The sequence below is a fragment of the Achromobacter aegrifaciens genome, assembly GCF_902859965.1.
Classification (GTDB): Bacteria; Pseudomonadota; Gammaproteobacteria; order Burkholderiales; family Burkholderiaceae_B; genus Achromobacter; species Achromobacter aegrifaciens.
This window is the reverse complement of record NZ_CADIKO010000001.1, coordinates 982,219-1,006,330: the sequence shown is the minus strand read 5'-3', so window position 1 is coordinate 1,006,330 and position 24,112 is coordinate 982,219. Positions and strand designations below refer to the sequence as shown.

The following is a 24,112-nucleotide window of genomic DNA, read 5'->3' as shown; positions in this document are numbered from 1 at the left end:
GCGACCGTCTAAGTCATTCTGGTAATAAGATAATGGGGCCCCCACGCTGCACGCGCTTGCGCGCGCTTGCTGCCCCCCGAGGGGGCTGTCCCGCCTTGGGGCGGCCCGGCGGCGGGACGGCCATTCTTGCGGGACGGTGGATTTACAACGCGGCGTTCACCGCCCAGCGCGCGACCAGCACCAGAATGACCACCAGACAAGCCGCCATCAGCAGCCCGGTCAATATCAATGGCGCCGGCTTGTTGTTGGCGATGTCGGCATCGTAGCCCCGTCCGCGGCGCACGCCGAAGAATCCCCACAGCACGGATTTGACCGTGCGCAAGAAACTCAGCATGTTGTCTCTCCTGGCGTCGTGGCGGATAGCGCCAATGTAGGCTGCCGGACGTCGGGGAAACAGATGCAGATCCGCCTTACCTGACCGTATCAGACGCCGAACCGGCCGGGGCGCCGATGCCGCGCACGATGTGGTCCAGCAGTTCGCGCGCGGCGGGGGACACATGGCGGCCGGCACGGCTCAGTACGTGCAGGCTGCCTTGATTGAGGATGGGATTGGCCAGCGGCAGGCTGGCCAGGCGCTGGGCGCGCAGGTCGGCCGTGACCGCGATGGGCGGCGTCAGCGCATAGCCGATGCCGGCGGCGGCGAATTGCCACAGCGCCTTGAAGGACGAAGTGGTGAGCACGTTGCGCAGCCTGACCTGTTCGCTGATTTCGGCGGCCTGGATGTGCTGGCGCACGCCGAACCCCTCCTGCATGGACGCGCCGGGATACTCGGCCAGGTCGGTCAGCAGCAGGGGACGGCTCAGCAGGGTCAGCGGGTGGTCCTCGCGCACGATGGCGCGGATGGGTTCGGGCCGCGAATAATGGGTGCGCAGGCGGGCGTCGTTGGGCGGCTGGAACACCAGTCCGATATAGGCGCGGTCATCGACGATGCGCTGCACGATCTCGGACGTGCGCGCGACGTCGATGTCCAGCGTGACCTCCGGGTGGCTGCGCCAGTAGCCCGGCAGCACGCGCTCGAACATCAGCTCCACGAAGCCCTCGCCCAGCACCAGGTCTATGTGTCCCCGTTCGGCCTTGCGCAAGCTGTCGATCTCGGAGAAGAAGCTCTCCTGGATGTCCTGCTGGCGCTTGATGTAGCGCGCCAGGATGTGGCCCGCGTCGGTCGGCACTACGCCCCGTCCGCGGCGTTCGAACAGGGCGATGCCGCAGTCGCGTTCCAGGGCGGCTATGGCGCGGCTGACGGCGGACGGGTCCATGTCCAGCACTTCGGCGGCGCCGCGCACCGAGCCGCGGCTCATGACCTGCATGAAATAGTGGGTGCGGCGGGCGTCGAGTTTTTCGTCCATGGCGGGGCTCCGTGGCGGGGAGTGCGGCGGCAGATCCACAGATACAATCTAGGGTTTACCCTTGCATGAATCGAGATCATGCAAAATTTTCCCTGGAAAAGCCTGTCCGTTGCATTTTACGCAACGTTTATGCGCCAGCCCTGTCATGGTTGCGCGCCGGGCCCCCGGCGAAAATCGGCCCTGCTGCGCGCGCCGTCGCCGCCGCCGCGCTGCGACGCCCATTGCGGGCGCCGGCCGGCCGGGATCGCGGCGGGCAGCCACGACGACTATTCACGTACTCAGGGGAATCCGATGTCACACGCCAGCGCCAGCCTGGCCGCGCCTTCCATGCCGCTATCCGGGCGCATCCGCATGCTCGCCGCCATCTTGCTGGTGGTTGTCGTTTCGGAGGCGATCGGCAGCGCCACCTTCAACGTAGGCCCGGGCAAGATCATCCTGCAGCCGATGCTGTGGGCCATCTTCATCGGCGCCATCGTGGCCGCCTTGGGCCAGCGCCTGCCGGCGGGCCTGAACATCGACACCGCCATGCAGACCCGCATCAGCGGCTATCTGCAATACGCGCTGCTGCCCTTCCTGGCCAAGCTGGGCCTGATGGTGGGCGGCGCCTTGCCGCAGGTGCGCGAAGCCGGCTGGGCCCTGGTGTTCCAGGAATTCGGCCACTTCTTCGGCACCATGGCCGTCGGCCTGCCGCTGGCGCTGCTGCTGGGCATCAAGCGCGAGGCCATCGGCGCCACTTTCTCGGTGGGCCGCGAGCCCAGCCTGGCCATCATCGGCGAACGCTACGGCATGAACTCGCCCGAAGGCCGCGGCGTGATGGCCGAGTACATCACCGGCACCGTGATCGGCGCGCTGTTCGTGGCGTTGATGGCCGGCTTCATCACCAGCCTGAACATCTTCGATCCGCGCTCGCTCGCCATGGGCGCCGGGGTGGGCTCGGGCAGCATGATGGCCGCCGGCGTGGGCGCGATCGCATCCCAGCAGACGCCCGAAGTCGCGCACCAGGTGGCCGCGCTGGCCGCCGCCGCCAATCTGCTGACCACGGTGGTGGGCGTGTACTTCACGCTGTTCATTTCGCTGCCGACCACCATCTTCCTGTACGGCAAGCTGGAACCGGTGCTGGGCCGCTTCTCGCGCGGCAAGGCCGAGACCGTCGCCGCTGATGACGAGGTCACGCAGGACGCGCCCGCGCACGGCGTCAAGATGGGCTTCGGCGACCGCCTGACCGCCTATGTCATCTGCGGCCTGTTCGCGCTGGTGGGCAACCGCCTGGGCTACAACGTGCCGTTTGCCGACGCCTTGCCGGGCATGGGCATCATCATCCTGCTGGTCGTCATCACCGACCTGGTGCTGCGCGTGGTGCCCAAGTTGCCCGCCGTGTTCGTGCTGTCGCTGATCGCCATGACCGCGGGCTGCCCCGGCGTGCTGCCGTACTCGGACCAGATCATCGCCATGGTAGGCAAGGTGAACTTCCTGCCGTTCACGACCGTGATCCTGGCCATGGCCGGCCTGTCGATCCTCAAGGACCTGCCGGCGTTCCGCAAGCTGGGCTGGAAGATTGTGGTGGTGTCCCTGGCCGCCAACGCCGGCACCTTCCTGGGCGCGACCATGATCGCGGAATTCTTCCACTGATCGCCGTTCGTTCCCGAATCAAGAACCGCCTGATGCGTCAGGCGGTTTTTTTTGGTCAGGGCGCGAAACCCGGCCGGTAGCGCGCGTTGTCAGTGACATTCTCGGTCGCGCCGATGTTGGCGACCTTGGGAACGCCCAGGCCCGCCGCCTTCATGGCGACTGCGGTCTGCAGTTCCTGCACTTGCGGATTGCCCATCGCGACGCGGTAGGCCTGCAGCGGCATCAGGCCTTCGATGGTGCCCAGGTCGTTGGCGGAGCCGGCGCGCTGGGCCGCGGGGTCGGGCTGCGCGGCAAAATCCTCAACGGCGCGGCGCATGCGCGATGCCGCGTGCAGGTCGCGTAGCGCGTCCGCATTCGAGGCGTCAAAGACGGCCAGCGCCAATGGCAGACTGTCGCGGTCGCGTTCGACGCGCAGCGCGTGGGCGGCAGCCGTTGCCCGGGCCGCGTGGACGTGGGCCACGCGTTGGGTTTCGGGAAATGCGCGGGTGGCGTCCAGCGCGGCCGAGCGCGCGGGATAGGGCGCATCAGCCCGGTGGATGGCGGAGATCGCAGCGACGTTCATGCTGGGCCCCTTCTGGTGATGGCCGGCGGATCGGCCCGCCTGCCGACTTCACTGTAACAGCTGGGGGCGATCCGGGCGAAAAAAAGGCCCCTGCACGCGTCAGGGGCCTAGCGACGCGGCTCGGGGCCGCGCCGTACCAGGGCAGGTGATGGCCAGGGAGCCCGGCGGGTTCTCCCGGCCCTGCGCCTGCCCAAACCGGATCAGGGCTTGGTGGCCTGCATGGACGGACGCTGGCTGAAGGTCTCGTACCAGGCGGCGGTGGCCGGATGTTCGGCGCGCCAGTCCAGGTCGGGGAAGCGGAAGTCCAGATAGCCCAGCGCGCAGCCGATGGTGATGGTGCCGATGTCCAGGCGGCCTGCCAGCGCGGCGGCGTTCTTTTCCACCAGCGCGAGGCCGTCGCGGACCTTGCCCAGCTGGCCCTCGACCCAGCCGTCCCAGCGCAGCGCTTCCGGACGCAGCACGGTTTCGTAGCGGGCCAGCAGTGCCGCGCCCAGCATGCCGTCGGCCATGGACTGTTCCGTCAGCACCTGCCAGCGGGTCTTGCCCGACGGGAACAGCGAACCGCCGCCCAGGTCGTTCAGGTATTCGCAGACCACGCGGCTGTCGTACAGCGCCTGGCCGTCATCCGTGATGAAGGTGGGCACCTGGCCCAGCGGATTGGTGGGGATGATGGTCTGGTCGCGGGCCACGGGGCCGGCTGCGCTCGGCAGCTTCTCGATGCGGTCGGCCAGGCCGAGCTCATGGGCGATGACCATGCATTTGCGCACGAAGGGCGAGGCGGGCGAGTAGAAGATTTTCATGGGGATCCTTGTCGGTGGAGAGGCGTCAGTGTTGTGCATGGGCCAGATGTTGTCCAGCGATCCAGCCGAAGGTCAGGGCGGGACCAAGCGTGATGCCGGGGCCGGGATAGGCGCCGCCCATCACCGACTGCATGTCGTTGCCGGCCACGTAGAGGCCAGCAATGGGCGCGCCCGTGGCGTCCAGGGCCTGGGCATGCGGATTGGCGGCGATGCCGCAAGCGGTGCCGATGTCGCCGGGATAGACCTTGACGGCGTAGTAGGGGCCCGCCGCCAGCGGCGCGAGGCAGGGATTGGGAGCGTGTTCCGGATCGCCCAGGTAGCGGTTGTAGGCGGTCGATCCCTTGCCGAAGTCCGGGTCCTGGCCCTGGGCGGCGTGGGTGTTGTAGCGTTCCACCGTGGCCTGCAGCGCATCGGCGGGCACGCCCAGCCGGGCAGCCAGGGCCGCCAGCGTGCCGGCTTGCAGCAGGTAGCCGGCGTCGATCAGATGCTGGCGCGGCCGGCCCCCTGGCAGCGCCAGGCCCAGGCCCCAGGTGTCGATGAAGCGCTGGTCGCAGATCAGGAAAGCGGGAATGCTGGGCGTCGTGCCATGGCTGCGGTACATGGCCTGCACGAACTCATGGTACGAGGCGGATTCGTTCACGAAACGCCGGCCCGCGCCATTGACCGCGATGAGGCCCGGCTTGGCCCGGTCCCACACCAGGTGCGGGTAATGCAGGGGCTTGCCGTCCGCGGATTCCAGCAGCGAGACCGGCGCCCAGAACGCGGGGCTGGCGTGGCCCGAGCCGAGCGCGGCGCCGGCGGCTTCCGACAGGCGGATGCCGTCGCCGGCGTTGTCTCGCGGCGACATGGACCACAGACCCGTGGGCTGAGGATAGCTCTGCGCGCGGCGCGCCGGATCCCAGGGAAAGCCGCCCGTGGCCATCACCACGCCGCGGCGCGCGCGGATGTTCAACGACTTGCCATTGCGCCGGACCGCGGCGCCCAGCACGCGGCCCGCTGCATCGCGGTGCAGCGCCAGCGCCGGCGTGTCCAGCCAGTATTCGATCTTGCGAGCCAGCATGCCGTGGAACAGCTGCGCGGCCAGCGCATTGCCCAGCAGCAGCCGGGTGCCGCGGCGATAGCCGCGCGCGCGGTCGGCGGCATAGCGCAGCACCAGCTTCATGCTGTGGCGCCAGGCCGCGAACGAACGCGTGGCGCGCAGCAGATGGCGCACGTCGGTGATGTTGACCATCATGCCGCCCAGCACCGTGAATTCCTTCAGGGGATCCCGCAGGAAACGGAAATCGCCGCCGAGCTTGCGGCCGTCGAACTCCAGCGGGTCGAGCGAACGGCCGCCCATCGCGGCGCCGGGCAGGTCGGGGTAGTAATCGGGCGAGGCCGTGCGCGCCGCCAGATCCAGGATGCCGCGCGACACCAGGTAATCCATCATGCGCGGGCCGGCTTCGAGATAGGCGCGCTTCATGTCGTCGGGGGCCGCCGCGCCCACGGTCTGTTCCAGATAGGTCCAGACCTTTTCAAAACTGTCCGGATGGCCGGCGGCTTCTGTCTGCGCGTTCAGCGGTATCCACAGCGCGCCGCCTGAGATCGCGGTGGAACCGCCGATGCGGCCGGTCTTTTCCACCAGCAGCACGTCCAGTCCTTCCTCGCGCGCCGTCAGCGCCGCGGCCATGCCGCCCGCGCCCGAGCCGACGACCAGCGCGTCGACTTCCTTGTCCCAAGTAATGCCTTCCATGCTGCCTATGCTCCCGAGCCGCCCAGCGATTTTCCGCCGTCCACGAAGATGACCTGGCCGGTGATGAAGTCCATGTGCGGCGCGGCCAGGAAGGACACGGCATAGGCGATGTCTTGCGGCTGGCCCGCGCGGCCGGTGGGCTGCAGGGCCAGTTGCGCCGCAAGGCGTTCGGGCGTGAGGTTGCGCAAGAGCGGGGTGTCGATGAGGCCGGGGGCGATGGCGTTGACCAGGATGCCGCGCGGGGCCAGTTCCATGGCCGAAGCGCGCGTGTAGCCGACCAAGGCCGCTTTCGAGGCCACGTAGTGCGGGTGGTTCTTTGCGCCCAGGTAGGCGCGCGAGGCGATGTTGACGATCTTGGCGCCCGGCGCCATGTCGCGCGCGGCCTCCTGCGTCAAGGTCGCGACCGCCAGCAGGTTGACGTCAAAGGCGCGGCGGTAGTCGGCGCTGTCCACCTCAAAGAACTTGCGCTCGTCGAAGAGTCCCGCGTTGTTGACCAGCGCGGCCAGCGGCGCAAGCGAACGCGCCAGCGCGCGCGTGGCGGCTTCGTCCGTCAGGTCCACCACGCGGTGTTCCACGTCCAGCCCTTGCGCCCGCAGCGCCTCGGCCTCTTTTTCGGCCAGTTCCGCGTTGCGGTCGGCCATCACGACGCGAAAGCCATCGCGCGCCAGCCGCTCCACGATGGCAAGACCCATGCCGCTAGCGCCGCCCGTAACCAATGCCGTGCCCAGATTCATGATGTTTCCTCACACGGCCAGGTAGCCGCCGTCCACGGGCAGCACCACGCCGTTCACGTAGCTGGCCATGTCCGAGGCCAGGAAAAGGACCGGACCCACGATCTCGTCGGCCCGCCCCGCGCGGGCCATGGGCGCGCGCTGCATGTACCAGTCCGTGCCCTGCGCCTGCGCGCGCTGGCCCGCCGTCATCTCGGTTTCCATCAGGCCGGGAGCCACGGCGTTCACGCGCACGCCATGCGGCGCCAGGTCGCGCGCCAGTACCTCGGTGAACGAGCGCACGCCGCCCTTGGACACCACATAGCCGGCGGTCGAGATGCTGCAGCCGTAGGCCACGATGGAGCACAGATTGACGATGGCGCCGCGCGTGGCTTTCAGCTGTTCGACGAAGGCGTGGGTGACGTTGAACGTGCCTTGCAGGTTCACGCTCATCAGGCGGTCCCAGATCTCGGGCGTCTGGGGATCGTCGAACGGGGCGCGCGCCGAAATCCCAGCGTTGTTGATCAGGATGTCCAGATTGCCGTGTTCGGTGGCGGACCGTTGCGCAAAGTCGCGCACGGCGGCGGCATCCGTCACGTCCAGCACCGCGTCAGCGGCCTTGCCGCCCGCGGCGCGGATGGCTTGCACCGTGGCTGCGGCCAGCGCCGCATCCACATCTGCGACGATGACTGCCGCGCCTTGCCTGGCGAAGCCTTGTGCGATGGCCGCGCCCAGGCCGCGGCCCGCGCCCGTCACGAGCACCCGCTTGTCTTGCATCGATATCATGGTCGGTCCTTTCGGCGCGTCAGGCGCCCAGATAGGCGCGCTGCACGCCTTCGTCGCTGGCGAGCGCGGCGGACTCGCCTTCCAGCGCGATCTCGCCGTTTTCGAGGATGTACGCATAGCTGGACACCGACAGCGCCAGCTTCACGTTCTGCTCCACCAGCAGGATGGTGATGCCTTGCTCGCGGTTCAGCCGCAGCACGATGTCGAAGATCTGTTCGACCACCAGCGGCGACAGACCCATCGAGGGTTCGTCCAGCAGGATCATGCGCGGGCGCGCCATCATGGCTCGGCCCGTGGCCAGCATCTGCTGTTCGCCGCCGGACAGCGTCGCGGCTTTCTGTTCGTAGCGTTCGCGCAGGCGCGGGAAGGTGTCGCACACCATGTCCAGGTCCTGCCGCACCGCGGCCCGGTCGGTGCGCAGGTAGGCGCCCATCTCCAGGTTCTCGCGCACGCTCATTTCGCGGAAGATCTCGCGGCCTTCCGGCACCTGCACGATGCCCCGTCCGACGATGGCGTCCGCCGCCAGGCGGTGTATGGGTTCGCCCGCAAAGCGCACGCTACCCGCGGTGGGCGCAACCAGGCGCGAGATCACGTTCAGCGTGGTGGACTTGCCGGCGCCGTTGGCGCCCAGCAGCGCCACGATGGCGCCCTGCGGCACTTTCAGCGATACGTCCTGCAGCGCGCGGATATTGCCGTAGGCGGCCGATACCGCATCGACTTCAAGCAAATAATCAGCCACCGGCCGCTCCCTTGCCCAGATAGGCTTCAATGACCCGCGGGTTGCTGCGCACCTCGGCGGGCGTGCCTTCGGCGATCTTCTCGCCAAAGGACATGACGGTGATGCGATGCGAGATCGACATCACCAGCTGCATGACGTGCTCCACCAGCAGCACCGTGATGCCGTCGCGTTCGCACAGTTCGGTCAGCAGGCGGTCCAGCGTTTCGATTTCGCGGTTGCGCAGGCCGGCCGCCGGTTCGTCCAGCAACAGCAGCTTGGGCGATATGGCCAGGGCGCGCGCCAGCTCCAGCATCTTCTGGCGGCCGAAGTCCAGGCTGCACGCCGGCGTGTCCAGGAAGTCGGCCAGTCCGACGCGCTCCAGCAGGTGCTCGACGCGCTCGCGCGTCTGCGCGGCAGCGGGGCGCAGCAGCTTGCCTGCGCTGTCGGCGCCATGCGCATAGGTGCCCAGCAGGGCGTTTTCGCGCACGCTCAGCGCGCCGAACAGCTCCAGGTTCTGGAAGGTGCGGGCCACGCCCACCGCCGCCATTTCATGCGGCTTCTTGCGGGTGATGTCCGCGCCGTCGAACCGGATGCTGCCGCTGCTGGGACGGTAATAGCGCGAGATGCAATTGAAGGTGGTGGACTTGCCCGCGCCGTTGGGGCCGATCAGCGCGTGGATGCGGCCGCGCTCGACCTGCATGGACAGGCCGTTGATGGCGGTGAGGCCGCCGAACTTGACGGTCAGGCCTTGCACGTCCAGATAGGGATGGCTGCTCATGCGGCGCTCCTTTGGGTCGGTTTGGCCGCGGCCGGGCGCGTGGCGGAAGGCAAGGGCGCAGCCGGCGCCGGTGCCCGTCCGCGCGCACCTCGGCCGGCGAACAAGCCCTTGGGCGCGAACATCATGAAGCCCATCAGAATGACGCCGTAGATGATTTCCTGGAACGACAGTGCCTGGCGCAGCAGCTCGGAGATCAGGCCGAAGGCCAACGCGCCCGCGATGGCGCCGCGCACCGACCCGATGCCGCCAACCACCACCATCGTCAGGATCAGGATGGTGGTCTGAAAGCCCAGGCTCTCCGGGTGGATGAACGAGGCGAAGGTCGTGTACATGCCGCCGGCGATGCCGGCATAGGCCGCGGACAACGTGAAGGCCGTGCGCTTGATGGCGTTGACGTTCACGCCCATGGCCTGGGCCGCCACGTCGCTCTCGCGCACGGCGCGAAAGGCCGAGCCCAGTTGCGAGCGCGACAGCGCAATGGTGGCCCACAGCAACAGCGCGGCGATCAGCACCACGAAGGGATAGGCCTTGGCGTCCGACACCAGTTCGTAGCCGAACAGCGTGGCCGGCGAGATCCGGAAGCCGTTCGAGCCGTTGGTGACCGATTGCCAGTTCAGGAACACCCACTGCATCGCTTCGCCGAAGGCGAAGGTGGACAGCGCCAGGTAGATGTCGCGCATGCGCAGCGCCAGCGCGCCGATCACATAGCCGAGCACGGCGGCCAGCAGCCCGCCCGCGATGATCGAAATGAAGAAGGGCGGATGCCACAGATTGTTGATGAGGCCCGCGGTATAGATGCCCACGCCGTAGAAGGCGGCGTGCGATAGCGCGAACTGTCCGGTTTCGCCGATGACCAGATGCAGGCCCAGCGCCAACACCACGAACACCATCAGCAGGTTCACCACGTAGATGACATAGCCGCTGGCCGCGAAGGGCAGGATCGCCAGCACGATGGCCATCAGCGCCAGCAGCGCATGGTCTATTTTCTTGCTCATACTTTCTTCACCTGCAGTTTGCCGCCCAAGAGCCCTTGCGGACGCAGCAGCAGCACGACCATGATGGCCACGAAAGGCGCAACCACGATGGCATTGGTCGAAATGAACAGCCCCACCAGGTTCTCGGCCACACCGATCACGAAGCCGCCGACCACCGCGCCAGGCAGGCTGGTGATGCCGCCCACGATGGCCGCGGCGTAGGCCAGGATGGCGATGTGGCCGATGTCGGGAGTGATCAGGATCTTGGGCGTGATGAGCAGCGCCGCGACCGCCGATATCAGACCGGCCAGCGCCCACACCAGCATGCGGATGCGGGTCAGGTTCACGCCCACCAGCCGGGCGGCCTTGGGATTCATACCCACGGCGCGCATGGCGCGGCCGACCCGGGTATAGGTGAACATGCCGAAAAGCAGCAGCATCACCGTCACGGCGACCGCGAAGATCACAAGGTCCAGCTGGGTCAGCACCGCGTCGCCGATGATGATGGCGTCGGTTGATGCCAGCGGCGGCAACGAGCGCGGCGTGTCGCCCAGGCCGGTCTGGCGCACCAGGCCCTTGAGCGCATAGGCCAGGCCCAGCGTGGCGATCACCATCTGCACGCCCACGCCCTTGGAGGCGATGACGCGCTCCATCACGACGCGCTGGAACAGGCCGGACAGGATGGCCACGGCGGCGAGCGTGATGGGAATGACGACGAGATAAGGCCAGCCCATTACCAGGGTGAGGAACAGGGCGATGTAGCCGCCGACCATGAAGATCTCGCCCTGGGCGAAATTGGGCACGTCGGTGGTCTTGAAAATGATCACTACGGCGACCGCCAGCAGCGCGTACACGCTGCCCGTCACCAGTCCCGACAGCACCCCCTGCTGCAGGAACAGCCAGATATCGGCAAAGCTCATGATGTTCTCCGGCAGCCCGCGCGCTGCTGCGCCAGCGCGCGGGCCAGGCCCCAGGCGGGCCGCTGATTTACTTCTGGTACTGCCAGACGCTCTTGAAGGCGCCGGGCACGAGCGACATGTTGGTGCCGTCGAACTTGATGTAGATGGCGGATTCCTGCGCCGCGCGGTCGTTCGGGCCGAACTCGATCGGACCGGCCATGACGCCGGAGTCGAATTTCATGGTTTCCAGCGCCTGCAGCACTTTTTCGCGGGTGGGCTGCGGGCCGGCGGCCTTGAGCGCGTTGACCACCGCCATCGCGGGCGGCAGGCCGTAAGGCATGTAGGTCTGCGGATGGCCCGGCTTGGCGGCCAGGTCGGGGTAGGCCTGCTTGTACATGTCGTACACCCAGGTCAGCTTGGCGCCGCCCGGCACGTCGGACAGCACTTCCTGGATGTAGACGTTCTTGAAGGCGTCCTTGTTGCCCACGTTTTCCACCAGTTGCTTCAGGTCGGCCGTGCCGTTCACCGCCAGGACGATAGGTTTGTTCCAGCCCAGTTCCTGTGCCTTCTTGATGATGAGCGCGGCGGGGCGGGCGTATGTCGTCAGCAGCAGCACGTCGGCGTTGGCGGCGCGGATCTTCAGCATGGGCGCGGTCACGTCGGTGATGTTCGGGTTCACCGACTGGACTTGCAGCGATGCGTCGCCCAGCTGCTTGACCTGGGCCTGCGCGGCCTCCAGGTTCCAGCCGCCGTAGGCGTCGTCATGGTTGATGTAGCCGATCTTCTTGGCCTTAAGGTGCTCGGCGGCGAACTGCACCATCGAGCCGCCCACGGCGTGCTGGGAGATGGAGAAGGCTCCGTAGATGTACTTGGACGGCGGATACAGCGCGCCGTCGCCCGAGGCGTTGAGCATGACCAGCGGCACCTTTTCGCGTTCCACGTATTCGCGCGAGGCCACCACCGCGGCCGAGCAGGAACCGCCGTTCAGCAGGAACACCTTGTCCTGTTCGTTCAGCTTCTTCACCGCGGCGACCAGGTCGTTGGCGTTGCAGCGGTCGTCCTCGATCACCAGTTCGATCTGGCGGCCGTGCACGCCGCCTTCCTTGTTGACCTTGGCGTACCACATCTTGGCGGCGTTCAGCACGTCAAAGCCGTAGGCCATGCCGCTGCCGGACAAGGGCGCGAACAGACCGATCTTGATGGTCTTGTCGGTGATGCCCGGTTCCTGCTGCGCCTGCGCGCCCGTGCTCAGCGCCCATGCGCATAGCGCGGCGGCGGCTGCGTAGCGACTGCTTTTCTTCATCTTTGTCTCCCGTTCTTTTTTGTTGCGCGCCTTTGTTTGGGTGTGGCGCTTTGCTGCGTTGCCGGCCTGGCCGCCGGAATGCCTTACTGCATGCGGTAGCCGCCGTTGACGTCGATGACGCTGCCGGTGATGTAGCCGGCTTCTTCGGACGCCAGGAAGCGCACGGCGGCCGCGACATCGTCCACGGTGCCGATGCGGCCCAGCGGAATGGCCTGCGCCGCGGCGGCCAGCGCGCCGCTGCTTGTGACGGTGCTGCGCAGCATGTCGGTGTCGATGAGGCCGGGGGCAATGCCGTTGACCGTCACGCCCAGGTGCGCGGATTCGCGCGCCATGGCCTTGGTCAGGCCCAGCACCGCGGACTTGGCCGCGATGTAAGACGCGCTGGAGCGGTAGCCGCCCAGCTGCGCCGCAACCGAGGTGAACGTGACGATGCGGCCGTGCGCCAGCGGCGCGGCCTCGCGCCGGCGCAGGTAGGCGCGGCCGCACAGGAACACGCCGCGGGCGTTGACGGCGAAGCTGCGTTCCCAGATGTCCAGCGAGGTGTCCTTGATGAGCGGGCGTTCGCCGTTTTCCTGGAACAGCAGCAGGCCGGCGGCGCTGACGAGCACGGCGATGGGGCCGTGCTGCGCTTCGATCTGTTCGAACGCGTTTTCGACCGAGGACTCATCGCTGACGTCGAAGGCGAGCGACGCGTGCGGCGCGCCAAGCTCGTCGGCCACGCGGCGGGCGCGCCCGGCGTCCACGTCCGAGACGACGACGCGCAAGCCGGCGCTGGCCAGTTCCTGGCAGATGCGGGCGCCTATGCCGCCGCCGCCGCCCGTGACGAGCGCAAGACGGGGAGCCGGGCCCTTGCCGGCCGGCGTGGATACATTGGACATGCTGTCTCCTGGTAGCGTGCTGTCCGCCTAGGGTGGGACCTGGCCGCTGGTTTGAATTTTTTGCGATTATGTATACATGAATGATTCGCAGGTATAGGGGCTTACCCGGAGTGTTGCTTGATTTACATCGTGTTTTACGGAGATGTTCCGAAAACTAATAAGGCGTATGACGCCCTATGTATTCTTCATGTATACAATGCGGCTATGGACACGCTATCTCAACACGTTACCGACACGCTGCGGGACTGGGTGCTGCACGGCAAGTTCAGCCCTGGCGCCCGCCTGGAAGAAATCCCGCTGGCGGAAAAACTGGGGGTGTCGCGCACGCCGGTGCGCGCGGCGCTGGCGACGCTGGGCAATGAAGGCTTGCTGGAGCATCTGCCCAAGCGCGGCTACACGGTGCGCGCCTACGACATCGGCGAAATCGTGGCGGCCTACGAGGTGCGCGCGGCGCTGGAAGGGCTGGCCTGCCGGCAGGCGGCCTTGCGCGGGCTATCGAACGACGCCGTGGCGGTGCTGAAGAATTGCCTGGACGAAGGGGACCGGATCCTGGGCAAGGGGGTCTTGCTGGCCGAGGACCATCTGCCGTATCAGCAGGTGAACATCACCTTGCATAACGGCATCCTGGAAGCGGCGGGCAACCCCTGGGTGCGGCGCTTCGCGACGCAAGCGCAGGCTATCCCCTACGCCTCGGACCGGATCATCCTGTGGGAAGACCACGGGATCATCCTGCGATCGCATGACGACCATCACCGCATCGTCAATGCGATCATCGCCCGCGACGGCGCGCGGGCCGAGGACCTGATGCGCGAACACGTGTACTACGCGGGCATCATCCTGAAGAACAACTACGAGAGGCTGGCGCAGGCGTACCGGGTGTAAGGCCCGCCCGCGGTCCAACCTCAGGCTGCGGCCGCAGGCGCCTCGAGGCAGGGATTGAATTCGCCGGTGGCGGGGTCGCGCAGGTACAGCAGGCCGGTGGCCACGCCGAAGTAGGTGCCGTGCAGTTCCAGTTCGCCCTTTTCGACGCGGCGGCGGATGGAGGGGAAGGTCATCAGGTTGTTCAGGCTGTGCTCGACCACGGCCAGTTCCAGGCGCTTCAGGTTGGCCTGGCGGTCGCCGGTGCCGGGGCCCAGGCGTTCGGCCACGGGTTCGATCTGCGACATCCACTTGCCGATGAAATCGCCTTTGGTCAGGGGCTTGGCGTCGTCGAAGAACGAGCGGATGCCGCCGCAGGAAGCATGGCCCAGCACCACGATGTGCTTGACGTTCAGGCCGTTGACCGCGAATTCGATCGCGGCGCTGGTGCCGTGGTACGAGGATTCCGAGTCAGGGTCACAGGGCGGGACCAGGTTTGCGACGTTGCGCACGACAAACATTTCGCCGGGGCCGGCGTCGAAGATGACTTCAGGCGACACGCGGGAGTCGCAGCACCCGATGATCAGGATTTCCGGGTTTTGCCCCGATTCGGCCAGCTTCTGGTATCGGCTGCTTTCCGAAGGGAAACGGCCCCCCAGGAAAGATTGATAGCCTTCGGTAAGTCTTTTTGGAAACATGATCTTTTCTTCCTCGTAGCTGGAGCCAGGCGTGCTGGCGCGTCGGCGCACGCAACAAGGGGCTTCGTGTGGAAGCCCCTTTTATTGAGTCGACGAACGGAATTTTCCCATATTTGACCTTGCGCCACGCTGTCTAAACCCTGAAGTAATCAGGGTTTTTTCCGGCAGGCGGGCCATAACGGGCGCCTAGCGGGCGTCGACGTCCAGCGCGGTGACGCGGGTGAATTGCAGCGGCGTGACGGCCCGGATCTGCTTGATCTGGCCGGGCGCCAGCGGGCCGATGACGTCGTCGCGAACGCGGCCGATCTCGCGGCCCTGCGAGTCGTACAGCACGAAGGTCAGCATGGCGCTGTTGATGTGCCGCGCCGACTGGTTAGACAGCAGGCCGGTGATGGCCGACACGTTCTGGTTGACGTCGCGCACGGCCTGGACATTGCCCAGCGTGACGCCGTAGACCAGGCTCTGCGCGCCGGCGGCGCCGGACAGGCCGGCAAGCAGCGCGAACGAAGCAAGGGCAAGTTTCATCATGGTCTCCTGTGCAGCCGCGCAGTCGGACGCCGTTCGGGTCCGCAGGGCGGTCAATGCCTCCTCTACCTTGGGGGCATGCTTATCTCACACCTTTCCCGCCGTGTACACAACGGGGCAAAGGGATGAATGGGTAACAGGGTGCTTGGATTGGTCGCAAATTCGCCTGCGTGGATGGCCTGTCCACGAGGGAAGCGGCCGGTGGTTTCAGGGGCATGTAAGGCCTTGGCGATTCTTGACTTTCCGCACTCTTGCGCAGGGTTCGGGTTTGTTCGATCATGACCGGGCCGGCGATTGGGCCGGCGGATCGTGCGGCCCGCCTTTGCGACTGAGTCCAGGCGCGCGGGCGCCAAGGGAGGAACCCATGCTTTCCCGTACCAGCCAGTTGGCCTCGGCCTTTCTGTTGACCGCTTGTTTTGCTGGCGCAGCCCTTGCCCAGACCCCCGCAGCTCCCGCCACCGCCAAGACGCCTACGCCGCAACAGCAGCGCATGGCCGACTGCAACAAGTCCGCTGAAGGCAAGAAGGGCGACGACCGCAAGGCCTACATGAGCAGCTGCCTGAAGGGCGAAACCGCCGCGCCCGCCAAGGAACTCACGCCGCAGCAGCAGAAGATGAAGGACTGCAACGCCAAGGCCACCTCGCAGCAACTGACCGGCGACAAGCGCAAGACCTTCATGAGCACCTGCCTGAAAGGCTGATGCCGACGCAACGCGTCATCTCGCGAAGAAAAATCGCCAGCCCGTGAACCGGCTGGCGATTTTTTTGCATGAAGCGCCTCTCAGCCGCCGGAACGTCCCGGCCCCTGCAAGCGTCCCAGCACGCTTTCCAGCGCCAACCCGACCGCCAGCACCTTGCGGTCCTCGCCCGGCAGCCCGTCGACTTCCAATCCCACCGGCAGTCCGTCCGCTGCCAAGCCCGCAGGCACGCTCAGCCCCGGCAGGCCGGCGTTGCTGCCCGGATCGACGTTGCGCGCCAGGCGGCCGAAGCTCTCGAAGCTGCTGGCCTCGGGCGTGGCGGCCATCGGCGGGATCGGCACGGTGGGAAACAGCAGGCCGTCCAGCGCATGCTCCTGGAACGCGCGGCGGTACACGCCGATGAGCTCGTCGCGGTGCGTCGCCATGGCGCGTTCATAAAGCGGCTGCAGCGGCAGCGCCTCGCCGGAGGGCAGGGGCAGCACGCCAGGCACGATGAGGCCGTCGAAAATTCCTTTGACGTCCGGGCTGGAAATTTGCGCCACCACCTGTTCGAAGCTGAGGCCCGTGCCGTAGCGGCTGAGATAGTCGGTCAGGTCGCCCTTCTGTTCGTACAGGCAGACCGGCATGCCGACCGCGGCGTTGCTGGCTTCCAGGCCCGGCATTTCCAGTTCGACCAGTTGCACGCCGGCCGCGCGCAGCTTGGCCAGCGCGGCATCCGTGACGGCCTGCACCTGCGGATCCAGGTCCTTCCAGAAGTAGTCGCACAGGCCCAGGCGCATGCCGGCAGGCGGCAGGGCGGACAAGGGCTGGCGGTCGCCCGTCAGCACCGCGTCCAGCAGCACGATGTCGTCCATGCTGTTGGCGATGGGCCCCGGCGTATCGCGGGTGTGCGAGATCGGCGTGATGCCGGCGCCGTCGTAGCGGCCCACCGACGGGCGAAAGCCCACCGCGCCGTTCACCGCCGCAGGCAGGCGCACCGAGGCGCCCGTGTCCGTACCCAGCGCGGCCGGCGTCAGGCGCGCGCCCACTGCCGCGCCGCTGCCCGAGGACGAGCCGCCAGCGATCAGGCGCGCGTCATAGGCATTGCGCGTGCCCTCGCCGTGCGCGCCGGGAAAGGCGGTGTTGTACCCCGACACGCCGAAGGCCAGTTCATGCATGTTGGTCTTGCCCACGATGACGGCGCCCGCCTCGCGCAGGCGGCGCACCACCGGCGCGTCCTCGGCCGGACGGAAATTCTTCAAAGCGGGCGTGCCGGCCGTGTTGGGCAGGCCGGCAACGTGGATGTTGTCCTTGATGGCGATGGGCACGCCCGCCAGTGGCAGCGCGGCCTGGTCCGCCTGGCCGCGGGCGGCATCCCGGGCGCGGGCCTGGGCCAGCGCGCCTGCGCGGTCCACGGTGATGAAGGCGTTGAGATCGGCGCGCGCCTCGATGCGGTCCAGGCAGGCCTGGGTCAGCGCAACGCTGGTGAGGCGGCCCTGCCGGATCAGGGCCGCGGCCTCGGTGACGGTCAGGTCCGCAGGGGACGCGGCGGGCAATGACTGTTTGGACGTATCGGACATGACGCTTCCTTACCTGTGCGGGATTCTGTCGAATCCGTACCTATACAGGGGGAAGCGGGCGCTGTCGAGCAGGTCCCGCCGCCGCAGCAGGAATCAGCCCGGCTTTCTCACCACGATGGTCGCCGTGTCGCTGGTGAAGGATGCGTCGTCCTGCACCTCGAAGTGCGCGCGCACCACGTCCGGCGCGATGCCGAACATGTGGCGCAGCGCCGCCACCAGCGTCTCCGGGGTGCGCATGCGCACAACCCAGGACTGGAACTCCAGCGGCAGGCGGCGCGGTGTCAGACCCTGCAGGGTGAAGCCGGCCTCGGTCAGCATGCGGGTCCACTCGGCGACCGAGTAGTCGCGCACGTGCGAGGTGTCGCGCAGCACCTCGATGGTTTGCAGCCAGGTGTCCAGGAGCGGCTCGCCCGGCGACACCACGTCGGCGAACACGGCGATGCCGCCCGGCTTCAGCACGCGGAAGGCTTCCCGCAGGCCGCGCCCGGCGTCCTGCCAGTGGTGGGTGGAGTAGCGCGACATCACCAGGTCGAACTCGCCGTCGCCGAAGGGCAGGTACTCCGCCTTGCCCTGGCGGGTGGCCAGATTGGCCAGCCCGCGCTTGGCGGCCTCGCCGGCGACCACGTCCAGCATCTGCTGCGACAGGTCATAGGCGGTGACGTGTTTGACCTGCGGCGCCACGTGAAAGCTCACGTGGCCGCCGCCACAGCCCAGGTCCAGCAGCCGGGCTTCGGGATGCTGCGCGGCGATGTCGGCCATCTGCAGCAGGTCTTCGCCCTGCGCGTGTACGGCGCTGGTCAGATAGGCGGTCGCGCGCGGGCTGAATTGGCGGTCGACGGCGGCGTCATGGGTACTGGCGGTCATGGGAATCCTTGGGTGGCTGGGGCCGGTACAGGGGCGGAAAGCATTTGGAAGCGGCGGCCCAGGCGCTAAGATAGGCGGCCGCCCATACACGTACAAGTCCATTGCTCATCCTGGTATGACTACTTCCCCCCAAGCCGGCGCCGCCGGTCACGAAGGCTCCCCCCTGCGCCGCCAGGCGCTGGGCGAATTCGTGCGCAGCGCCCGCTCCCGCATCACGCCCCAGATGGCCGGCCTGCCCGAAGGCATGCGCCGCCGCACCCCCGGACTGCGGCGCGAGGAAGTCGCCCAGCTTTGCGGCATCAGCGTCACCTGGTACACCTGGATCGAACAGGGGCGGGAAGTGTCGGTATCGCCCTCGGTCTGGTCGCGCATCGCGGGCGTGCTGCAACTGGCCCGCGCCGAACGCGCGTATCTGTTCGACCTGGCCGACTGCGCCGACCCTCAGCATGCCCGCGACGACGCCGGCGCGCCGGGTCCCTTGCAGGAATGCGTGAACGCGATCAACGCCCCGGCCTACGTGCTGGACCGCGCCTGGAATGTGCTGGCCTACAACGAGCCGCTGCGCGACCTGTTCGACAACTGGCCGGCGCGCGATGCCGAGCCCAACCTGCTGCGCTATATCTTCCTGGACCCCGCCGCCCGCGAGCTGGTGGTGGATTGGGACCAGCGCGCTCGCCGCGTGGTGGCGGAATTCCGCGCCGACGCCGGCGCGCATCTGGACGAGCCGGCCGTGCTGGCGCTCTTGGACAACCTGAACCGGCAAAGCCCGGTGTTCGCCCACTGGTGGACGCGCCACGCGGTGGTCGAGCGCGAAGGCGGCCTGCGTGAGTTCCAGCATCCGGGCCGCGGCAAGCTGGCTTACCAGCAGATCACGTTCCGGCTGGCGACGCATCCGGACCTGAAGCTGGTGATCTTGTTGGGCGGAGGCGCGCAGCCCTGAAAGATCAGCCCTTGAACAGGCTGTCCTGCATCCCGGCGTCGACCAGTCCTTGCAGCAGTTTTTTCACCGGCGCCGGCAGCGCCATCGACGGCAGTTCATCCGCCGGCACCCAGCGCTCCGGCCTTGCGGACTCGCGCAGCCCGGCTGCGCGCACCGGCACCAGCCAGGGCCGGATGTGCAGGCGGTAGTGCGTAAAGGTGTGGGCGAAGGCCGCCAGCTCGAAGCGGTGTTCGGGCTCCAGGCCCAGCGCGCGGGAAGCGCTGTCGGGGTCTTGCGACACGTCGAATTCGGGCAGGCTCCACAGTCCGCCCCAGATGCCGGGTTCGGGCCGCTGCTGCAGCAGGAAGGCACCTTGGTGCCGCAGGACCAGCATACAGGTCTCGCGTTCGGGGATCGCCTTGCGCGCCTTGGGCGTGGGCAGTTCGGCCTGGCGGCCTTCGCGCTTGGCCACGCAGCTGTCCGCCACGGGGCAGGCCTCGCACGCGGGCTTGCCGCGCGTGCATAGCGTGGCGCCCAGATCCATCAGCCCCTGCGTGTAGGCGGCCATGTCCAGGCCGGGCGCGGCCTCGACCTGCGCATCGGCCAGCGCCCATAGCTTCTGTTCGACTTCACGCTTGGCGGGATCGCCGGCGATCCCGAAGTGCCGCGTGAATACGCGTTTGACGTTGCCGTCCAGGATGGGCGAGCGCTCGCCGTAGGCGAACGCGGCGATGGCGGCGGCGGTGGAGCGGCCGATGCCGGGCAGCGTGGCGATGGCTTCGGCCGTGGGCGGGAAACTTCCGCCCCAGTCGCGCGCGATTTCTTGCGCGCAGCGGTGCAGGTTGCGGGCGCGGGCGTAGTAGCCCAGTCCGGCCCAGTAGGGCATCACGTCTTCCTGCGCGGCCGCCGCCAGCGCGGCGACGTCCGGAAAGCGCTGCAGGAAGCGTTCGTAATAGGGAATGACCGTCGCCACCTGCGTCTGCTGCAGCATGATCTCGGAGAGCCAGATGCGGTAAGGATCCCGGGTGTTTTGCCAGGGGAGATCGTGGCGGCCGTGGCGGCGCTGCCAGTCGACGATACGAGGGGCGAAGTCCATGGCGGCAATTATCGCATCGCCCTATTGCCCGGGTTGGGGCTAGCGGTTACAAACAATGGAAACAGAAGCGCGCCAGCGCCCGCAATTCACGTCCCTTGCTCGCCCGCGTGCGCTTCAAGAGGGTGTCGCGCGTAGCCGGCCGGGGTTCCTGGATCCCTTGGAGTCGACATGAACGCTCCTGTTTCGCCCGCCTTGCGTGCCGCGCTTGAATCCGTCCAGCTGGACGACAAGTACACCCTGGAATCCGGGCGCGCCTGGATGAGCGGCATCCATGCCCTGGTCCGCCTGCCCATGATGCAACGCGTGCGCGATGCGCGCGCCGGCCTGAACACGGCGGGCTTCGTGTCGGGTTATCGCGGCTCTCCGCTGGGCGGCGTGGACCAGAACATGTGGAAGGCGGCCAAGTACCTGAAGGCGCATCACGTCGAGTTCCAGCCCGGCATCAACGAAGACCTGGCCGCCACCGCTGTGTGGGGTTCGCAGCAGGTCAACCTGTTCCCCGGCGCCAAGTACGACGGCGTGTTTGGCATGTGGTACGGCAAGGGACCTGGCGTGGACCGCTGCGGCGATGTCTTCAAGCACGCGAACGCGGCCGGCACCTCGCGCCACGGCGGCGTGCTGGTGGTGGCGGGCGATGACCACCCCGCAAAGTCTTCGACCCTGCCGCACCAGAGCGACCACATCCTCAAGGCCTGCATGATTCCCGCGCTGTTTCCGTCCAGCGTGCAGGAAGTGCTGGACTACGGCCTGCATGGATGGGCGATGAGCCGCTACGCGGGCGTCTGGGTGGGCATGAAGTGCATCACCGACATCGTCGAAGTCTCGGCTTCCGTGGACGTGGATCCCCATCGCGTGGAGATCCTGCTGCCGCAGGACTTTTTGCTGCCGGCCGACGGCCTGAACATCCGGCTGCCCGACACGCCGCTACAGCAGGAAGCCCGCCTGCTGGACTACAAGCTCTATGCCGCGCTGGCCTATGCCCGCGCCAACAAGCTCAACCGCGAACTCTGGCACGTGCCGCAGCGCGATGCGCGCTTCGGCATCATGACCTCGGGCAAGGCTTATCTGGACACGCGCCAGGCGCTGTCCGACCTGGGGCTGTCCGAGTCCGTATGCCAGCGCATCGGCCTGCGGTTGTTCAAGGTCGGCATGGTCTGGCCGCTGGAATCCACCGGCATGCAGCATTTCGCCGAAGGCCTGGACGAGATCCTGGTGGTCGAGGAAAAGCGCCAGGTGCTGGAGTACCAGCTGAAGGAAGAACTGTTCAGCTGGATCGGCAGCGGCAAGAAGATTCCGCGCGTGGTCGGCAAGTTCGACGACAAGGACGGCGGCGAATGGTCGGTGCCGCAGGGCAACTGGCTGCTGCCGGCGCACTACGAGTTCTCGCCCGCGATGGTCGCGCGCGCCATCGCCGCGCGCCTGCTGCGCTTTGAACTGCCCGAGGACGTGCGCGCCGGCATCGAGGCGCGCCTGGCCTTCATCAGCGGCCGCGAACAGGCGCTGGCGCGCCCGCGCGTGGTCGAAGAGCGCAAGCCCTGGTTCTGTTCGGGCTGTCCGCACAACACCTCGACCCGCCTGCCGGAAGGTTCGCGCGGGATGGCAGGCATAGGCTGCCACTACATGGTCCGCTGGATGGACCGCAGCACCGATGTCTTTACACAGATGGGCGGCGAGGGCGTGCCCTGGGTGGGACAGGCTCCGTTCACCGAGGAAAAGCACGTGTTCGCCAACCTGGGCGACGGTACCTATTTCCATTCGGGCTTGCTGGCCATACGCGCGGCGGTGGCGGCCAAGGTGCCCATTACCTACAAGATCCTGTTCAACGACGCGGTGGCGATGACGGGCGGGCAGCCGGTGGACGGCCCCTTGAACGTGCCCATGATCAGCAGCCAGGTGGCGGCCGAGGGCATCGAGAAAATCATTGTCGTCACCGACGATCCCGACAAGTACAAGCATGTCGAGGGACTGGCCCCAGGCGTGCCGGTGCGGCATCGCGACGAACTCGACGCGGTCATGCGCGAACTGCGCGAGCATCCCGCGGTATCGGTGCTGATCTATGACCAGACCTGCGCCACCGAGAAGCGCCGCCGCCGCAAGCGCAATGCCTACCCGGATCCGGCCCGCCGCGTGCTCATCAACGAGCGCGTGTGCGAAGGCTGCGGCGATTGTTCACAGAAATCGCACTGCCTGTCGGTGGAACCGCTGGACACCGAGTTCGGCCGCAAGCGCACGATCAACCAGTCCAGCTGCAACAAGGATTTCTCCTGTCTGAAGGGCTTTTGCCCCAGCTTCGTGACGGTGGAAGGCGGCAAGCTCAAGAAGCCGGACGCCCTGACGCAGGACGGCGCCATCGACGACGACGTGCCGCATCCGGCGGCGCGCGAACTGCATCAGCCCTACGGCGTCTTCATCGCCGGCGTGGGCGGCACGGGCGTGGTCACCATAGGCCAGTTGCTGGGCATGGCCGCGCACCTGGAAGGCAAGGGCTGTTCGGTGCTGGACATGGCGGGCCTGGCGCAAAAGGGCGGCGCGGTGTACTCGCACGTGGTGCTGGCGCAGACGCCGGACCGCCTGCTGAATACGCGGGTCGCCATGGGCGAGGCCGACCTGCTGCTGGCAGGCGATCTGGTCGTGGCCACCAGCGCCGAATCCATGGCGCGGGTGAATCCGGAGCGCACCCGCGTGCTGCTCAACAGCGACACCGCGCCGACCGCGGCCTTCGTCGGCAATCCGGACTGGACGCTGCCGGGCGCCAACCTGACCGCAGACCTGGCGTCCGCCTGCGGCAAGGAGCACCTGGCCACCGTCGATGCCGCCGCATTGGCCCTGGGCTTGCTGGGCGACGCGATCTACTCGAATCCGCTGATGATGGGCTACGCCTACCAGAAGGGCTGGATCCCGCTGTCGCAGCAGGCGCTCTTGCGCGCCATCGAACTGAACGGCCAGCAGGTGCCGAACAACCTGGCAGCCTTTGCCTGGGGCCGCCGCGCCGCGCACGACCTGGCGGACGTGAAGCGCCTGATCGCCAACGGCGGCGCGCCGTCGCGGCCGGAAGGCATCATCGAACTCAAGCGCCCGCGCGCCGTCAGTCCGGTGATGGAACTGAAGAAGCCGACCGGCGAACTGGAGCGGGTGGTGGCGGTGCGCAAGGCTTTCCTGACCGACTACCAGAACCAGGCTTACGCCCTGCAATACACCGAACTGGTGGACAAGGTGGCGCGCGCGGAGCGCGAGGCTACGGGCACCAACCGGCTGGCGCTGGCGGTGGCACGCTACTACTTCAAGCTGATGGCCTACAAGGACGAATACGAAGTCGCGCGGCTGTATTCGGACGGAGAGTTCCTCAAACGGGTGCAATCGCAGTTCGAAGGCGACTGGAAGCTGCGTTTCCACCTGGCGCCGCCGCTGTTCGCGCGGCGCGACCAGGAAGGCCGCCTGATCAAGCGCAGCTATGGCCCGGGGATGTTGCGCGTGTTCCGGGTGCTGGCGCGGATGCGGAGATTGCGCGGCACGAAACTGGACCCGTTCGGTTACACGGCCGAGCGCCGCGCCGAACGCGAACTGATCCGCGAGTACCGGGAGACGATCACGGCGATCCTGTCGAAATTGAATCGCGGGAATCTGGATCGTGCAGTGGCGCTGGCGAGCTTGCCCGAGGACATCCGGGGGTACGGGCATGTGAAGGAGGCCGCGATGGAGAGCGTGGCGGCGCGCAGGGAGACGTTGCTGAAGGACTTCAGCGCGACGGTGGTTTCCATCGGAGGAGCGCGGGTGGCTTGAG

The 24,112-nt window shown here is 67.4% G+C and carries 23 protein-coding genes; 5 read left to right on the top strand and 18 right to left on the bottom strand.

All coding sequences use genetic code 11. The annotated features are described in order from the left end of the window. Window positions 1–142 precede the first annotated feature (142 nt). Both HV793_RS04665 and HV793_RS04660 read right to left on the bottom strand, forming a co-directional pair. Complete coding sequence (locus tag HV793_RS04665) at window positions 143–334, bottom strand: DUF2970 domain-containing protein (RefSeq protein WP_013391270.1); 192 nt, start codon at window positions 332–334, stop codon at window positions 143–145. A gap of 76 nt (window positions 335–410) precedes the next feature. Then, window positions 411–1,346, bottom strand: a complete 936-nt coding sequence (locus tag HV793_RS04660; protein WP_119452184.1) for a LysR family transcriptional regulator — start codon at window positions 1,344–1,346, stop codon at window positions 411–413. A gap of 291 nt (window positions 1,347–1,637) precedes the next feature. Here HV793_RS04660 and HV793_RS04655 point away from each other — a divergent pair, with 291 nt between their 5' ends. Continuing rightward, the gene (locus tag HV793_RS04655; RefSeq protein WP_054454954.1) at window positions 1,638–2,975 is read left to right on the top strand and encodes a DUF3100 domain-containing protein; all 1,338 of its coding nucleotides are present in this window, start codon (window positions 1,638–1,640) and stop codon (window positions 2,973–2,975) included. Between the two features lie 55 nt (window positions 2,976–3,030). On the opposite strand, the gene HV793_RS04650 is transcribed toward HV793_RS04655, so the two are convergent. From HV793_RS04650 to HV793_RS04600, 11 genes are all read right to left on the bottom strand, one after another. After that, the gene (locus HV793_RS04650; protein ID WP_054454952.1) at window positions 3,031–3,537 is read right to left on the bottom strand and encodes a hypothetical protein; all 507 of its coding nucleotides are present in this window, start codon (window positions 3,535–3,537) and stop codon (window positions 3,031–3,033) included. 200 nt (window positions 3,538–3,737) lie between these two features. Further along, entirely contained in the window at window positions 3,738–4,337 is a 600-nt protein-coding gene (locus HV793_RS04645) for a glutathione S-transferase (protein ID WP_054454949.1), read from the bottom strand. A 25-nt stretch (window positions 4,338–4,362) separates the two neighbouring features. Next, window positions 4,363–6,069: an FAD-binding protein gene (locus HV793_RS04640; protein ID WP_119452185.1), complete on the bottom strand. Its 1,707-nt coding sequence runs from the start codon at window positions 6,067–6,069 to the stop codon at window positions 4,363–4,365. Window positions 6,070–6,074: 5 nt separating this feature from the next. Then, window positions 6,075–6,803, bottom strand: coding sequence for an SDR family NAD(P)-dependent oxidoreductase (locus tag HV793_RS04635; protein WP_175212755.1), 729 nt, complete (start codon window positions 6,801–6,803; stop codon window positions 6,075–6,077). Between the two features lie 9 nt (window positions 6,804–6,812). Further along, on the bottom strand, window positions 6,813–7,565 hold the full coding sequence (locus HV793_RS04630; protein ID WP_175212754.1) for an SDR family NAD(P)-dependent oxidoreductase: 753 nt from the start codon (window positions 7,563–7,565) through the stop codon (window positions 6,813–6,815). Window positions 7,566–7,584: 19 nt separating this feature from the next. Beyond that, a complete protein-coding gene (locus HV793_RS04625; RefSeq protein ID WP_119452187.1) occupies window positions 7,585–8,304 on the bottom strand; it encodes an ABC transporter ATP-binding protein in 720 nt (239 codons plus the stop codon). Next, window positions 8,297–9,061 (bottom strand): ABC transporter ATP-binding protein, encoded by a 765-nt coding sequence (locus HV793_RS04620; protein WP_175212753.1) that lies wholly within the window; start codon window positions 9,059–9,061, stop codon window positions 8,297–8,299. Before HV793_RS04620 ends, HV793_RS04625 begins: the two co-directional genes overlap by 8 nt. Then, complete coding sequence (locus HV793_RS04615; protein WP_054454937.1) at window positions 9,058–10,056, bottom strand: branched-chain amino acid ABC transporter permease; 999 nt, start codon at window positions 10,054–10,056, stop codon at window positions 9,058–9,060. The genes HV793_RS04620 and HV793_RS04615 overlap by 4 nt, the downstream gene beginning before the upstream one ends. Then, the gene (locus HV793_RS04610; protein ID WP_054454934.1) at window positions 10,053–10,955 is read right to left on the bottom strand and encodes a branched-chain amino acid ABC transporter permease; all 903 of its coding nucleotides are present in this window, start codon (window positions 10,953–10,955) and stop codon (window positions 10,053–10,055) included. The genes HV793_RS04615 and HV793_RS04610 overlap by 4 nt, the downstream gene beginning before the upstream one ends. A gap of 67 nt (window positions 10,956–11,022) precedes the next feature. Then, window positions 11,023–12,237: an ABC transporter substrate-binding protein gene (locus HV793_RS04605; protein WP_054454932.1), complete on the bottom strand. Its 1,215-nt coding sequence runs from the start codon at window positions 12,235–12,237 to the stop codon at window positions 11,023–11,025. 83 nt (window positions 12,238–12,320) lie between these two features. Continuing rightward, entirely contained in the window at window positions 12,321–13,115 is a 795-nt protein-coding gene (locus HV793_RS04600) for an SDR family NAD(P)-dependent oxidoreductase (protein WP_054454930.1), read from the bottom strand. A 204-nt stretch (window positions 13,116–13,319) separates the two neighbouring features. Here HV793_RS04600 and HV793_RS04595 point away from each other — a divergent pair, with 204 nt between their 5' ends. Continuing rightward, window positions 13,320–13,997: a GntR family transcriptional regulator gene (locus HV793_RS04595; RefSeq protein WP_013391284.1), complete on the top strand. Its 678-nt coding sequence runs from the start codon at window positions 13,320–13,322 to the stop codon at window positions 13,995–13,997. A 20-nt stretch (window positions 13,998–14,017) separates the two neighbouring features. Here HV793_RS04595 and HV793_RS04590 read toward each other — a convergent pair whose 3' ends face one another. Next, window positions 14,018–14,671 carry a carbonic anhydrase gene (locus tag HV793_RS04590; RefSeq protein ID WP_054455866.1) on the bottom strand — a complete coding sequence of 218 codons (654 nt, stop codon included), beginning with the start codon at window positions 14,669–14,671 and terminating at the stop codon, window positions 14,018–14,020. 186 nt (window positions 14,672–14,857) lie between these two features. Continuing rightward, the gene (locus HV793_RS04585; protein WP_054454928.1) at window positions 14,858–15,196 is read right to left on the bottom strand and encodes an FxLYD domain-containing protein; all 339 of its coding nucleotides are present in this window, start codon (window positions 15,194–15,196) and stop codon (window positions 14,858–14,860) included. Window positions 15,197–15,560: 364 nt separating this feature from the next. Between HV793_RS04585 and HV793_RS04580 the strand changes: the two genes are divergently transcribed. Continuing rightward, window positions 15,561–15,896, top strand: a complete 336-nt coding sequence (locus HV793_RS04580; protein WP_059377545.1) for a PsiF family protein — start codon at window positions 15,561–15,563, stop codon at window positions 15,894–15,896. Between the two features lie 80 nt (window positions 15,897–15,976). Here HV793_RS04580 and iaaH read toward each other — a convergent pair whose 3' ends face one another. Both iaaH and HV793_RS04570 read right to left on the bottom strand, forming a co-directional pair. Then, a complete protein-coding gene (gene iaaH, locus HV793_RS04575) occupies window positions 15,977–17,452 on the bottom strand; it encodes an indoleacetamide hydrolase (protein ID WP_175212752.1) in 1,476 nt (491 codons plus the stop codon). Window positions 17,453–17,545: 93 nt separating this feature from the next. Then, window positions 17,546–18,316, bottom strand: coding sequence for a class I SAM-dependent methyltransferase (locus HV793_RS04570; RefSeq protein ID WP_054459418.1), 771 nt, complete (start codon window positions 18,314–18,316; stop codon window positions 17,546–17,548). 115 nt (window positions 18,317–18,431) lie between these two features. Between HV793_RS04570 and HV793_RS04565 the strand changes: the two genes are divergently transcribed. Further along, a complete protein-coding gene (locus HV793_RS04565; protein ID WP_054459416.1) occupies window positions 18,432–19,256 on the top strand; it encodes a helix-turn-helix transcriptional regulator in 825 nt (274 codons plus the stop codon). Between the two features lie 4 nt (window positions 19,257–19,260). On the opposite strand, the gene mutY is transcribed toward HV793_RS04565, so the two are convergent. Then, a complete protein-coding gene (mutY, locus tag HV793_RS04560; protein WP_175212751.1) occupies window positions 19,261–20,331 on the bottom strand; it encodes an A/G-specific adenine glycosylase in 1,071 nt (356 codons plus the stop codon). 168 nt (window positions 20,332–20,499) lie between these two features. On the opposite strand from mutY, the gene HV793_RS04555 reads away from it, so the two are divergent. Next, on the top strand, window positions 20,500–24,111 hold the full coding sequence (locus HV793_RS04555) for an indolepyruvate ferredoxin oxidoreductase family protein (RefSeq protein ID WP_175212750.1): 3,612 nt from the start codon (window positions 20,500–20,502) through the stop codon (window positions 24,109–24,111). Window position 24,112: the final 1 nt, after the last annotated feature.